The organism is Vandammella animalimorsus (genome assembly GCF_002285285.1).
GTDB classification, from domain to species: Bacteria; Pseudomonadota; Gammaproteobacteria; order Burkholderiales; family Burkholderiaceae_C; genus Lampropedia; species Lampropedia animalimorsus.
This window is the reverse complement of sequence record NZ_NSJF01000002.1, coordinates 188,328-200,457: the sequence shown is the minus strand read 5'-3', so window position 1 is coordinate 200,457 and position 12,130 is coordinate 188,328. Positions and strand designations below refer to the sequence as shown.

The window sequence follows — 12,130 nt, the reverse complement described above, 5'->3', positions numbered from 1 at the left end:
AGGCAGCCAGAGCCTGCTCAGGCCTTCGCTTCTTGCTGGGTGGCGCAGGCCGGGCAGCTGATCTGGCCAGTGCGCTTGTGGTAGAGCACGGTTACGCCAGCGGCCACTTCCGCGCCGCACTGGTCGCACAGCGTGGCTTCGGAGAGCGTCTCGTGGTCGAAGCCCTCGATCGAGAAGATCTGGTCACCGATGCGCTTGGGCCACTCCTTGTCCTTGACGATGTCCCAGCGGTAGTACTCCTCAAAGCGCGTCCAGCGTTCGATCTGTGATTCGCTCAGGCCGTGCTCGCGCAGGGTTTCGACCATCAGGCGCTGGCGGTGGTCGAACAGCGAGTGCGGGATGATCATCCAGTGGTGCATGTTGCGCGGGTTCTCGCCCCAATAGACCTTCTCGCCGGTCATCAGCTGCTGGATGAAGCTGTATTGCTTGCTGGCGGCGCGGTCCATGGTCACGCCGTGAAAGAACGGCGAGAGCAGCGGGTCGGCATAGACCTTGGCATAGAAGGCGTCGAAGATCTTGCGCGCCAGCTTGCCATTGTCCAGCTCCTGCCACAGCTGCGGGTCGGTCGGCGGCGGGGTGACCAGCTCGGGCAAGTCCTTGTAGTCCAGGTTGAAGGGGCCGCGCACCTCGAACTCCAGGCCGAACTCGGCGCCGGGCGCGAAGTAATCGGGCACCACGTCGCCCTGCTGCAGCACCCAGCGCGCCTCAGGCACGGGCGTTTGCTGCGGGTCGCTGGTGAGCATGAGCACCGGCTCATCCTCCAGCGCTGCGCCATTGACCAGGCGCAGGCTTTGGCCGGCGCGGTAGTCCAGCCCCGTCATGGGCTCGAACTGGATACGCAGAGAGCCCGTGCCGTGGCCATCGACCTCCACCAGCATGCAGCGCGTGACCATGTCCTGCGCCTGCTTGCGCTCGAGCTGCATGGAGCTGGTGGCCACGCACTTGCAGGGCAGGAAGTAGCCCCGCTCACGCAGGCGATCGGGCAGTCCGCGCTGGGCTTTCTCAGGGATCTCCCCTGTCACACAGCGCGTCATGCAGGTATGGCAGGAGCCGCCCTTGCAGGAAAACGGCGTGGCAATGCCAACGCGCAGCATGGCGTCGAGCACGGTTTCATGCTCAAAGGGGCGAATGGTCTGGCCCTCGAATTGGATTTCTATGGTCATGGTCTCGTGGGAAGGGTTCGGGGCGTAGCCTGCGGCAGGCCGGCCGGGCTTGTTGGGCAATGCAACGAATTGTTGCACGGCTGCCCGGGGCCTGCCAAGCCAGCGGCCCTGGGCTGCCCTGGAAGGGGCCGGCCTACAATGCGCGGCTTGGTCTTAGCCCCCACAAGGAAAACCCACGTGCCCCCCCTTTCTGCCAGCGCGCCCAGTGTGCGCAGTGCTGCCCTGCCCCCCCAACGCGTCAGTCGGCTGCTGCAAGGCATGCAGCTGTCCACTGGGCTGGTGTTCGCCCCAGTGCTGTTCCTGCTGTGTCAGCGCCTGCCCGTGCAACTGGGCTGGGAAAACGGCCCGCTGGAGATGGCGCAGAACATTCTCCTGGGCCTGGCAGCGCTGCTCTCTGCCGGCATGGCCTGGCGCCGCCGCGCGCATGGGCAGCGCTTTCTCTGGTGGGCGCTGGCCCTGGTCTGGCTGGTGCTGCTGGGGCGTGAGATGTCCTGGGGCGGTGTGTTCTGGCCCCCGGTGCGGGTGGAGACCATCATCGGCCCGTACTACAGCTCCCAAGTGCTGCCGTACAAGGGCTGGCTCAAGCTGCTGGATCTGGCCGCCGTGCTGGCACTGGCAGTGCTGCTCTACCGCGCCCAGCCCCGACAGCTGCTGCGCCAAGCCTGGCAGCAGCGCATCTGGGCGCCCTGGGCCTTTGGGCTGTGCTGCCTGCTCTACACCATCATCGCCACCATGGCCGATGGCAAGCCCGGCACCGTGGGCCACAGCTGGACGAATGCGCAGGTCATCGAGGAAGGCTTCGAAACCGTGGCCTATTACTTTTTGCTGCGCGCCCAGCTGTGGACGTTCTGGCGCTGGCTCAAGCCAGCCGCGCCGCCCGCACAGGTCTGAACCATCAATCGGCAGCCATGGCAGAGGCCGGCAGAACCAGCCTGGCTTGCGCGCCCGGCCCGTCTGCGGCATTGGCGATGTCGATCTCGCCCTGGTGGATGCGCATGACCTCGCGCACGAAGGCCAGGCCCAGGCCGGTACTTTTCTGCCCCGTATCCGGGCGCGGCAGCGAATAAAACCGCTCGAACAAATGCCCCAGCGCATAGTCGGGGATGCCCGCGCCCTGGTCGCGCACGGTGATGGCCTGCATGGGCTGCTGCGGCTGGCCGGGCCCAGGCGGCCAGGGCTCGATGGCGATGGTGATGCGCCCGCCGGGCGGGGAGAACTCCAGCGCGTTGTCCAGCACATTGCCCAGAGCCTGCTGCAACAGAAACTGGTCGCCATGCACGGCCAAAGCCTGCGCCGCCCCCTGGCAGCGCACGTCCACGTCCAGCCCCTTGTGCTGCAGGCGCGTGGCGCGCGAATCCACGACCTGCTGCACCCATTGGCGCGTAGGCACGGTGCGGGCGCTGGCCGGAGCCTGCAGCTGCTCCACACGGGCCAGGGCCAGCAGGCGGTCGATGATGCGCTGCAGGCGCTCGGACTGCTCCAGGATGGTCTGGGCAAACTGGCGCTGGTCAGGCTCCGGCGCGCCCGGCAGCAGCTCAGCGGCGGCGCGAATGGCCGTCAGCGGGCTTTTCATCTCGTGCGTCAGGCTTTGCACGTAGTGCTCCACATACTGCTTGCCATCGAGCTTGTGGCGCATGTGTTCCAGCGCCCGGGCCAGCTCCGTCAGGTGCCGCCCGCCCGAGGTGGGCAGCTGGGCGCGTTGGCCTTCGGCCACGCGGCGCGCGTAGTCGCGCAGCCGGTGGATGGAGTGCGACAGCCAGGCCGTGAACAGCACGCCAATCGCCCCCGAGGCCAGCAGCAGCAACAGGCCCAGCTGGCGCACCCGCTGGCGGGCGTTGTGGGCGTACTGGGCCACGCTGTGCGAGGGCTTGCCCAGGCTGAGCACCCCCACCAGGTTGCCCTGGTCGATGATGGGCGCGGCCACGTACATGACGGAGCTGTTTTCATCGCCGGGCCTGTCGCGCGTGCTGCGCGCGCCGTAGTGCCCGCGCAGCGCCAGGTACACATCGCGCCAGCGGCTGAAATCGCGCCCCACGGCTTCGGATTCCGAGTCGAACAGCACGATGCCGCGCGTGTCCGTGATGTACAGGCGCAGGTCCATGTGGTTTTTGAGGTTGCCGTGGATGTTGGCCTCGGGCTGGCGCGACTTGGCCGCCTGCAATGCGCGCTGCAACTCGGCATGTTGCAGGCGGCCCTGCGCCAGCTGCGGCGCAAGGATTTCAGCCAATAGATTGGCGCTGTCCACCAGCGTGTCCTCCGTGCCCTGACGCACGCCAGGCTCGACCTCGCGGCTGAAAAAGCCCAGGATGAACCAGGCCGCCAGGCCAACGATCAGGAAGTAGCCGATGAACAGCCGGATTGCAAAGCTCATGCGCGCAGGCTGTAGCCCAGGCCACGGTGGGTTTCAATGGGGTCGGCATCGGCCTGCACGGCGCGCAGCTTGGCGCGCAGCGTCTTGATGTGGGCATCGACAGTGCGATCCAGGCTTTCCTCCGCATCGCTCCAGACTTGCTCCATCAACACGGCGCGGCTGAACACGCGCCCAGGCCGGGCCAGTAGCGTGGCCAGCAGGCGGTATTCATAGCGCGTCAGGCTCAGCCACTGGCCATGAAAGGCAATGCGCAGCCCTGGCTCGTCGTGCAGGAATGGCCCGCGCGCCTGGCCCAGGCCCTGCTGCGCCGCGCGCCCATCCTGGGCCCAGGGCTGGGCCGCCGCGCCCGCGCCGCCCTTGCGCGTGCGCCGCAGGATGGCGCGCACCCGCGAGGCCACCTCGCGCGGGCTGAAGGGCTTGGAGACGTAATCGTCCGCGCCGATCTCCAGGCCCACGATGCGATCGACCTCATCGCTGCGCGCCGTGAGAAACAGCACCGGCAGCTCGCCATGCTGGCGGATCGTGCGGCACAGGTCAAAGCCGCTCATGTCCGGCAGGCCCACGTCCAGCACCGCCAGCGCAAACGGCGAAGGCTGTTGTGGCTGTTGTGGCTGAGGTGCGGCCCCCAGCTGCAAGGCCTGCAGCGCCGCAGCGCCCAGCGCCACCCACTCGGTGGCAAAGCCCTCGGCCTGCAGCGCATAGGCCAGCGTCTGCGCAATGGCCGGCTCGTCCTCCACGATCAGGATGCGCTCGCTCATGGCTCAAGGATGTTCAAGATTGCCCCAAAAGCGCTGTACTCAGAAAAAGGAATAAAAGCAGCGAAACGGCACCTTGCGCTCGGCCCAGAACTCCGCCGCATCGCGAAACACGTCCAGCAGCTGCTCGCGCATTTCCTTGTCGAACTTGCTGCTGATGGGGATGTGCTCGAGCACGACGACAAAACCCGGCTGGGCGCCAGCGTGCAGCAGCGTATCGGTCAGGCAGTCGAACAGCGCATCCAAGTTGCGCCCGAAATAACCCGGCAGCAGAAACTGCTCGCCCAACTCTTGCAGGATGCGCTGCTTGGTGGTGGCCTCGCTGAGCTGCGCATAAAGAAAATGCTGCCCCCAGCACTGGGCCACGGCCTGCAAATCCGTGGGCTGATAGGCACGGATGGACTGCACGATGTTGGCAGGCACGGTTTTCTCAATGTGTGCGGCCAAGTCGCGCAGCTGCGCATCCACCTGGGGCCTGGCCGACGGGGGGCAGGATGAGGGCAACACAGACTCGTTGGAAGGCATAGGGCAAGGAGGGTGATGCATGGCGCAAGCCAGCGGGCCTGTCATTGGGGCCACTGGCTTTTGGCTGGCGTGCATTGTGGCGGAGAAAACTGCCCGGATGTGTAAAAAACACCCTGCCGATGGCGCAAAGCCAAGGCAGGGTTTGCACCCACGCCCATGTGCGGCCCTCTCTACAATACGGCCCCTTTTGCCAGCGTGCGCCGCACAGCGCGCCGCCTGCGTGTTGCCGCCAACGTGTCGTCCTGCGCCATGCCTGCTTCTCACACCCCCGCCCATCCAGCCTACACCCGCGCCCAGGCCCTGCCCGCGCTGCTGCGGCAGCGCATCGTCATCCTCGATGGCGCCATGGGCACCATGATTCAGCGCTTCAAGCTGGAAGAGGCGCAATACCGCGGCCAAGGCTATGACGGCCCGGGCGCCGCTGGCGCGCGCTTTGCCGACTTCCCGCGTGACGTCAAAGGCAACAACGAGCTGCTCTCGCTGACCCGGCCAGACGTCATCTCCAGCATTCACGACAGCTACCTGGCCGCCGGCGCCGACCTGATCGAAACCAACACCTTCGGCGCCACCGCCGTGGCCCAGGAGGATTACGGCATGGCCGATCTGGCGCGGGAGATGAACCTGCGCTCGGCCCAGCTGGCGCGCGCGGCCTGCGACAAGTTCAGCACCCCCCAACGGCCGCGCTACGTGGCCGGCGCGCTCGGGCCCACACCCAAGACCGCCAGCATCAGCCCGGACGTGAACGACCCCGGCGCGCGCAACGTCGATTTCGAGACCCTGCGCCAAAGCTACCTGGAGCAGACCCTGGCGCTGATCGAGGGCGGCGCCGACGTCATCCTGGTGGAGACCATCTTCGACACCCTCAACGCCAAGGCCGCGCTGTTTGCCGTGCAACAGGCCTTCGAGCAAAGCGGCCAGTGCCTGCCCATCCTCATCAGCGGCACCGTCACCGATGCCTCCGGGCGCATCCTCTCCGGGCAGACCGTCACCGCCTTCTGGCACAGCGTGCGCCACGCCCAGCCGCTGGCCGTAGGGCTGAACTGCGCGCTGGGCGCGGCGCTGATGCGGCCCTACATCCAAGAGCTGGCCAGCGTCGCCAAGGACACTTTCATCAGCTGCTACCCCAACGCCGGCCTGCCCAACCCCATGAGCGAAACCGGCTTTGACGAAACCCCCGAAGTCACCAGCCGCCTGGTGCACGAATTCGCTGCCGAAGGCCTGGTCAACATCGTCGGCGGCTGCTGCGGCACCACCCCCGACCACATCGCCGCCATCGCCCAGGCTGTGGCCCAGGAGCCCAGCCGCGCCTTGCAATCCGCCGGCCGCTTTGCCCGCTATCGGGAAGAGGGCAACGATCCCGCCTGACTGAAGCTGAATCGCACGGCGCGCTGAATACCCCTACCCCGCTTGGCCAGGCACAGAAGCTGCGCCCGGCCGCCTTGCCCCACAACTGCCCCGCCCCACCATGTCATACCTCTGGACCAAAGCCTTTCACATCGTCTTCGTCAGCGCCTGGTTTGCCGGCCTGTTCTACCTGCCGCGCATCCTCGTGAATCTGGCGCAGGTGCCGCCGGAATCACACGCCGAGCGCCAGCGCCTCATCGGCATGGCGCAGCGCCTGCTGCGTTTTGCCGCGCTGCTGGCCATCCCCGCCATCGCCCTGGGCCTGTGGCTGTGGCTGGCCGAGGGCATAGGCCGCGGCCCAGGCAACGGCTGGCTGCACGCCAAGCTGGCGCTGGTCGCCCTGGCCCTGGGCTACCACCACGGCTGCGGCGTGCTGCTGCGCAAGATGGTGCAGGACCAAAGCCGGCGCTCGCACACCTGGTACCGCTGGTTCAATGAGGTCTCGGTGCTGCTGTTTGCCGCCATCGTGGTGCTGGTGGTGGTCAAGCCGTTTTAAGGGCCTGTGCAAAGTCTCTGCACGGTCGGCCACTAGGGCCTAACGCACCACCGCGCCGCGCGCATTTGCGGATTGATCCGGGCCATCGTGCAGCAAGGCCGCCAGCCCGCTGGTGCGGCGGGTGCGCTGGGCCATGGCCTGCTGCCAGATGCCTTTGCCGGGGCTGAGGTAGCTCAGCCGCTGGCGCGCGCGCGTCAGGCCGGTGTAGAGCAGCTCGCGCGTCAGCAGCGGGCTGGCATGGCCAGGCAGGGCCAGCAGCACGTGCTCGAACTCCGAGCCCTGGCTTTTGTGCACCGTCATGGCAAATGCCGTCTCCACATGCTGCAGGCGGCTGGTGGCCACGGAGCGGATGGCCGCCGCGCCGGCGCTGGCGCTGGCTGGCGCAGCCTGCGCGCCGGCCTGGGGTGAGAGCGCCTGGCCATCGGCCAGGTACACGCGCAGCGCTGCGCCCGGCTGTGGCCCTGGCAGCGCCATGCCGATATCGCCATTGAACACGCCCAGATGGGCATCGTTGCGTGTGACCATGACGACCCGGCCAGCGAACCAGCCCTGCGCCTTGACCGCCAGGCCAGCGCTGCGCAGCAGCTCCAGCACCAGCGCGTTCATGCCGTCTACGCCCCAAGCGCCAGCGCGCGTGGCGCACAGAATGCGAAAACGGCCCAGCGCCTGCAGGAGCTGGGCCACCCAGCGCTGGTGCGCGGCCTCATCGCCCGCAGGGGGGGCGGCGCGCAGCAACCTGGCCAGCGCCGCGTAGCCGGGCGCAGTCTCCTCCTCTGGCCAGATCACGCGCCGAGCATCGGCCAGTGTGGCCTCTTCCCGCCAATGCACACTGCGCTGCGCCTCAGGCTGTGCCTGCAGCGCGGCCATGGCCCGCGCCATGGCCTGCGCATCGCCTTGCTGCACGGCCTGTGCCAGCTGGCCAATGCTGCCGCCAAAGCGGCGACTTTCGCGCAGCATGGCGATGGTTTGCGCCAGCGGCGGCGCGGCCGCTGTGGCCAGCAGCGGCTGCGGCAGCGCCTGGCCCGTGGTGCGGGCGATGTGCTCGGCCGTGGCCTGGCTGTAGCGGCCACTGGCCGCATCGCGGCACAGATCGCCCAGCACGGCCCCGGCCTCCACCGAGTCGAGCTGGTCCTTGTCGCCCAGCAGCACCAGATGGGCCTGCTCGGGCAGGGCCTGCAGCAGGGCCGCCATCATCTGCAGGTCCACCATCGAGGCTTCATCGACGATCAGCCAATCGAGCGCCAGCCGGTTGCCCGCATGGTGACGCAGTCGGCGCGTGCCCGGCTGCGCGCCCAGCAGCGAGTGCAGCGTGCGCGCGGCCGGAATGGCCGCCAGCGCCTGGCGCAGCGGCGGCGCGACCTGCGCATCGCTGAACACGGTGTGCAAGGCCGCCTGCAGGGACTCACTCAGCCGCGCAGCGGCCTTGCCCGTTGGGGCTGCCAGCCGGATGCGCAGCGCCGCCGGCTGCGGCGCCATGGCCAGCACCGCAGCCATCAGCCGTGCGGCGGTGTAGGTTTTGCCCGTGCCCGGGCCACCGGTGATGACGCTCACGCGCTGGCGCAAGGCCAGGGCGCAGGCAATCTGCTGCCAATCCAGCCCCGGCGCAGCCGCCGCGCCCGGAAACAAGCGCCCTAGCACCTGCGCCAGCTGCGCCTGCCAGGCCGCATGGGCCGGGCCATCCTCAGCCACCGCCGCGCCGCCTGCATCCCCATGCGCATGGGGATGCGGCCAAGGCCAGGGTCGCGCCCGTGCCAGCAATGCGCTGGCCACGCCGCATTCGTAATCGTGGTAGCGGCGCAGGTACAGGCGCAGCGGCCGCTGGCCCTGCATGTGCAGCACCAGCGGCGGCGCGGTATCGGCAGCGGCAGCGGCCGTCGGCTCGCCGGCTTTGGCGGCTGCTTGCACCAACGCATCGGCCTGCACGCGCTCGATCAACGGGCTGTCCAGCACCGCCAGCCAATGGGTGGCGTCGGCGGGCAGTTGCGCGCACAGCTGCTGCAATGCCTGGTGTGCTGCCAGGGCCTGGGCATCATCGCCCAGGGCCGACCAATCCAGCCAGCCCGGCACGGCCTGGGCCAGGCCTTCGAGCTGCAGGCAACTGTGGCCACGCCCTTCCAGCGCACACAGCAGGGCCACGACGTAGGGCAGGCTGGCGTGGCAGGCGCTGTCCTGCTCCAACACCCATTGCGCAAACGCCGCGTCCAGCCGGCGCAGCCAGCCGGCCTCGGCCCATTGCCACAACTGGGCCAGGCTGGCGGGGTGGGCGGGACGGGGCAAATCACTGGGGCTGGGCATGGCGCGGCATCGGGCAAAAGATGGAGCGTGGGCAGGAGACATCAGGCATCGCGCTCATGCGCGTCCAGCCAGGCCAGCGCCTGGCGGTATTCGGCCATGCGGGCATGGTCCTCGGGCTGGGGATCGGGGATGCGCGCCCAGTCCATGTTGTCCAGGATGTCGGCGCGCTTGACGGCGCGTGCAATCGGATCGGCCGCAGCGCGCTGCGTTGCCGCCAGGCGCGACTCCCAATCAGGGCGTGTGAGCACGCGCACGGCCTGCACCACCTGCGGCGCAAAACCCTGTTGCAGCAAATCCTGCTCCGTCAGCGGCGTTTGCTCCAACACATCGTGCAACACCGCTGCCATGCGCTGCTCGGCACTGGCGCCCGCCCCCAGACGCGCCATCACCCGCAGCGGATGCAGCACATAGGGCGAGCCATCACTGTCGCACTGCCCGGCATGGGCTTTTACGGCCAGAACAATGGCCTGCTCCAGGGGGCCCAGAGGCGCGCCATTGGCCACACCGCCCCGACCATCGTTCGTCGCAAAAGTCATCGCTGCATCTGCCAGTCAAAATACCGATTGTGCCGCCACGCCTGCCGATTCCAGGAGCACCATGCAAATCTTCTTCTCGCCCTATTCGCCCTTTGTGCGCAAATGCCTGATCACGGCCTGGGAGCTGGGCCTGCACGAGCGCATCGAGCTGCTGCCATCCAATGCCCATCCCGTGCAGCGCTCGCAGGCGCTGGTGGCGATCAACCCCTTGGGCAAGGTGCCGACCTTCTATACCGATGAGCAGCAGGTGCTCTACGACAGCCGCGTGATCTGCGAGTACCTCAATGCGCTGGCCCAGGGGGAGATCTTCCCTTGCCAGCTGGGGCCGCGCATGCAGGCCCTGACGCTGCAGGCCCTGGGCGACGGCATGCTCGAAGCCTGCCTGCTGGCCCGATACGAGGAGGTGGCGCGGCCTGCGGCCTATCAGTGGTCAGACTGGCGCGCCGCGCAGCTGGACAAGGTGCGCAGCGGCCTGGCCCACTTGGAGCCCCAGGCGGCGCAGCTGGCGCAGCGCGTGGACATCGGCACGATCACGCTGGCCTGCGTGCTGTGGTATCTGGATCTGCGGTTTGCCGCATACGGCTGGCGCGGGCAATACCCCCGGCTGGCAGCCTGGTACGCGGCGTTCAGCCAGCGCGGCTCCATGCGCCATGAGTGGGCGCTGGCGCCCGGTGGCTGAGCCTGCCTTGGGCCACGCTGGGAGATTTGATGGGAATGGGCTCAATTGACATTGCTGCACAATAATGGAATGGGGCAATATTCATGGCAATTGCTTCTCTGCCATTCAAAATCAGGCATTGAGCCAATGGCAATATCCCATAAACCAGCAAAACAGAGCACATCATCACAAGGCCTGCTCACGAATCAATCCTCCGCATACAATCCAATCTGCCAGTCATTCAATCGCACATATTCTTCAATCAGGCCTCCACCAACCCACAAGATGCCAAACTTCAAGCGAAGACACCAAGAATTTTGGACTGGTCTAGCGGACGCCGCCCCATTTTTCTTCTCCATCTTCATATCTTTTGTCATGTTTGGCGTTCTTGGGCGAGAGATGGGTTTTAATGGTTTGGCGCTGGCATTCATGACCGGATCCATCATGTCAGAGCCTTTGCAACTCACACTGCTGAAAACCTCACTCGAATCATTGACCATCGCAGGCATAGCAGTCGCTGCCTTGAGCGCAAACCTGAGATTCGTGGCATTCACCTTGTCAATCAAAAATCAGCTATCCGGGCCAATTCATCGGCATGTCCCGGCATTGATGGTGATGGCCAATGCTGCCTACACATTGATTTCCTTACGGCAGCAAGCCTCCTTCAAGGTTACGCCGCAATACACCAATGCCGTTTGTTTTTCACTTTATGGAGCAGCATTGCTGGGCACGGTGGTGGGTTTCACCATCGGGGCGCACTTTGGCGACAGCCTCAGCATGCATGCCGCCAGCGCACTGATCATTTTTCTATTCTCACAGATAGGAAAAATGCTGCTGGACCGAAACATCCTGTTTGCCATATTGATATCCGGCAGCATTGGGGCATTGCAAATCGTCTTATGGGGCGCAACCAATTTAACTCTTTCACTGATTGGCACTATTTTACTCACATACTCTTATGATCGATCATAACTCAATATGGCCTTATGTCGCAGTATGCGCAGCGATTTCATTGGCTTGCCGAATTATTCCCCTATCCCTCAACATCAACTCTCTGAAAATCCCTTATCGAAAATTCATTGAGCGACTGAGCCGGTATGCTGCGGCCATTCTTCTGACAGTCATTCTGGTCAATATCATTTCAGAAATGAGCCTGAAATCCACAGCAAATGCCGGACTAATTCTTGGATCGGGCGGCGCGTTATTCCTCTCCATTCAAGGGGTCAAGCCATACCTTTCGTTTTTGCTTGGCTTGTCCACCTATGCCGTGTTCCAGCTTTTCGCCTGATTGAATCGCGTCAACCTTTTGCTGGCGCGGGCAATACCCCCAGCTCGGCCTGGTACGCGGCGTTCAGCCAGCGCGGCTCCATGCGCCATGAGTGGGCGCTGGCGCCCGGTGGCTGAGCCTGCGCTGCCAGCCATCAAAACGCCGGCAGGCGCCGCGCCACCGGCTGCGATTTGACGATGGCCGAGTGGGTTTCGGCCAGGTGGGCGATGCGCTCGAGGATGTGGTCCAGGTGTTCGATGGAGCGCAGGTGCAGGCGGGCGATGAAGCCGTCCTCGCCGGTGACTTTGTCGCATTCAACCAGCTCGGGGATGGTTTGCAGCAGTTTTTCCACCGCCTTGAGCTGGCCGGGCAAGGGCTTGATGCGCACCATGGCCTGCAGCGTGTAGCCCAGCGCGCGCGGCTCGACCTGCACGGTGAAGGCGCGGATCACGCCGCGATCTTGCAGCTTGCGCAGCCGCTCGGCTGTGGCCGGGGCGGACAGGCCCACTTGTACAGCCAGGGTTTTGATGGGCAGGCGCGCATCGGCTTGCAGCAAGTGGAGCAGTTGGCGGTCGGTGTCGTCGAGCATCATCGGTTTTTCTGTAGATTTACCTTTTTTTCGAATGATTATCTTGCCATTTGCCTTTGATGATGGCTGTT

General features: G+C 65.8%; 13 protein-coding genes. 6 read left to right on the top strand and 7 right to left on the bottom strand.

All coding sequences use genetic code 11. From position 1 onward, the window contains the following. Window positions 1-17 precede the first annotated feature (17 nt). On the bottom strand, window positions 18-1,163 hold the full coding sequence (locus CK620_RS04265; protein WP_095551081.1) for a 2Fe-2S iron-sulfur cluster-binding protein: 1,146 nt from the start codon (window positions 1,161-1,163) through the stop codon (window positions 18-20). 177 nt (window positions 1,164-1,340) lie between these two features. On the opposite strand from CK620_RS04265, the gene CK620_RS04260 reads away from it, so the two are divergent. After that, window positions 1,341-2,054, top strand: a complete 714-nt coding sequence (locus CK620_RS04260; RefSeq protein ID WP_143325920.1) for a hypothetical protein — start codon at window positions 1,341-1,343, stop codon at window positions 2,052-2,054. Window positions 2,055-2,058: 4 nt separating this feature from the next. Here CK620_RS04260 and creC read toward each other — a convergent pair whose 3' ends face one another. Genes creC through CK620_RS04245 form a run of 3 tightly spaced genes read right to left on the bottom strand, consistent with a single transcriptional unit; the run spans window position 2,059 to window position 4,814 of the window. Next, a complete protein-coding gene (gene creC / locus CK620_RS04255; RefSeq protein ID WP_095549261.1) occupies window positions 2,059-3,534 on the bottom strand; it encodes a two-component system sensor histidine kinase CreC in 1,476 nt (491 codons plus the stop codon). Then, the gene (gene creB, locus CK620_RS04250; protein WP_095549260.1) at window positions 3,531-4,292 is read right to left on the bottom strand and encodes a two-component system response regulator CreB; all 762 of its coding nucleotides are present in this window, start codon (window positions 4,290-4,292) and stop codon (window positions 3,531-3,533) included. The genes creC and creB overlap by 4 nt, the downstream gene beginning before the upstream one ends. A 39-nt stretch (window positions 4,293-4,331) precedes the next feature. Continuing rightward, window positions 4,332-4,814, bottom strand: coding sequence for a barstar family protein (locus tag CK620_RS04245; RefSeq protein WP_095549259.1), 483 nt, complete (start codon window positions 4,812-4,814; stop codon window positions 4,332-4,334). Between the two features lie 249 nt (window positions 4,815-5,063). Between CK620_RS04245 and CK620_RS04240 the strand changes: the two genes are divergently transcribed. Together CK620_RS04240 and CK620_RS04235 are read left to right on the top strand one after the other, a co-directional pair. After that, on the top strand, window positions 5,064-6,179 hold the full coding sequence (locus tag CK620_RS04240; RefSeq protein WP_095549580.1) for a homocysteine S-methyltransferase family protein: 1,116 nt from the start codon (window positions 5,064-5,066) through the stop codon (window positions 6,177-6,179). A 100-nt stretch (window positions 6,180-6,279) separates the two neighbouring features. Continuing rightward, a complete protein-coding gene (locus tag CK620_RS04235) occupies window positions 6,280-6,714 on the top strand; it encodes a CopD family protein (RefSeq protein WP_095549258.1) in 435 nt (144 codons plus the stop codon). A gap of 39 nt (window positions 6,715-6,753) precedes the next feature. Here CK620_RS04235 and recD read toward each other — a convergent pair whose 3' ends face one another. Continuing rightward, window positions 6,754-9,009 (bottom strand): exodeoxyribonuclease V subunit alpha, encoded by a 2,256-nt coding sequence (gene recD, locus CK620_RS04230; RefSeq protein ID WP_238946012.1) that lies wholly within the window; start codon window positions 9,007-9,009, stop codon window positions 6,754-6,756. A 41-nt stretch (window positions 9,010-9,050) separates the two neighbouring features. Continuing rightward, entirely contained in the window at window positions 9,051-9,545 is a 495-nt protein-coding gene (locus tag CK620_RS04225; RefSeq protein ID WP_238946011.1) for an HD domain-containing protein, read from the bottom strand. A 61-nt stretch (window positions 9,546-9,606) separates the two neighbouring features. On the opposite strand from CK620_RS04225, the gene CK620_RS04220 reads away from it, so the two are divergent. The 3 genes from CK620_RS04220 to CK620_RS04210 are packed head-to-tail and all read left to right on the top strand — an operon-like array spanning window position 9,607 to window position 11,491. Next, window positions 9,607-10,224: a glutathione S-transferase family protein gene (locus tag CK620_RS04220; RefSeq protein ID WP_095549256.1), complete on the top strand. Its 618-nt coding sequence runs from the start codon at window positions 9,607-9,609 to the stop codon at window positions 10,222-10,224. 45 nt (window positions 10,225-10,269) lie between these two features. Beyond that, window positions 10,270-11,175, top strand: a complete 906-nt coding sequence (locus tag CK620_RS04215; protein ID WP_143325918.1) for an AzlC family ABC transporter permease — start codon at window positions 10,270-10,272, stop codon at window positions 11,173-11,175. Further along, window positions 11,162-11,491, top strand: a complete 330-nt coding sequence (locus CK620_RS04210) for an AzlD domain-containing protein (protein ID WP_143325916.1) — start codon at window positions 11,162-11,164, stop codon at window positions 11,489-11,491. The genes CK620_RS04215 and CK620_RS04210 overlap by 14 nt, the downstream gene beginning before the upstream one ends. Before the next feature lie 133 nt (window positions 11,492-11,624). Here CK620_RS04210 and CK620_RS04205 read toward each other — a convergent pair whose 3' ends face one another. Then, window positions 11,625-12,062, bottom strand: coding sequence for an Lrp/AsnC family transcriptional regulator (locus tag CK620_RS04205; protein WP_095549253.1), 438 nt, complete (start codon window positions 12,060-12,062; stop codon window positions 11,625-11,627). Window positions 12,063-12,130 lie beyond the last annotated feature (68 nt).

Excerpts from the sequence above, each read along its gene's own strand:
- CK620_RS04265 (WP_095551081.1), bottom strand. The coding sequence starts at position 1,163 with ATGACCATAGAAATCCAATTCGAGGGCCAGACCATTCGCCCCTTTGAG.
- creC (WP_095549261.1), bottom strand. The coding sequence starts at position 3,534 with ATGAGCTTTGCAATCCGGCTGTTCATCGGCTACTTCCTGATCGTTGGC.
- creB (WP_095549260.1), bottom strand. The coding sequence starts at position 4,292 with ATGAGCGAGCGCATCCTGATCGTGGAGGACGAGCCGGCCATTGCGCAG.
- CK620_RS04245 (WP_095549259.1), bottom strand. The coding sequence starts at position 4,814 with ATGCCTTCCAACGAGTCTGTGTTGCCCTCATCCTGCCCCCCGTCGGCC.
- CK620_RS04240 (WP_095549580.1), top strand. The coding sequence starts at position 5,064 with ATGCCTGCTTCTCACACCCCCGCCCATCCAGCCTACACCCGCGCCCAG.
- CK620_RS04235 (WP_095549258.1), top strand. The coding sequence starts at position 6,280 with ATGTCATACCTCTGGACCAAAGCCTTTCACATCGTCTTCGTCAGCGCC.
- recD (WP_238946012.1), bottom strand. The coding sequence starts at position 9,009 with ATGCCCAGCCCCAGTGATTTGCCCCGTCCCGCCCACCCCGCCAGCCTG.
- CK620_RS04225 (WP_238946011.1), bottom strand. The coding sequence starts at position 9,545 with ATGACTTTTGCGACGAACGATGGTCGGGGCGGTGTGGCCAATGGCGCG.
- CK620_RS04220 (WP_095549256.1), top strand. The coding sequence starts at position 9,607 with ATGCAAATCTTCTTCTCGCCCTATTCGCCCTTTGTGCGCAAATGCCTG.
- CK620_RS04210 (WP_143325916.1), top strand. The coding sequence starts at position 11,162 with ATGATCGATCATAACTCAATATGGCCTTATGTCGCAGTATGCGCAGCG.
- CK620_RS04205 (WP_095549253.1), bottom strand. The coding sequence starts at position 12,062 with ATGATGCTCGACGACACCGACCGCCAACTGCTCCACTTGCTGCAAGCC.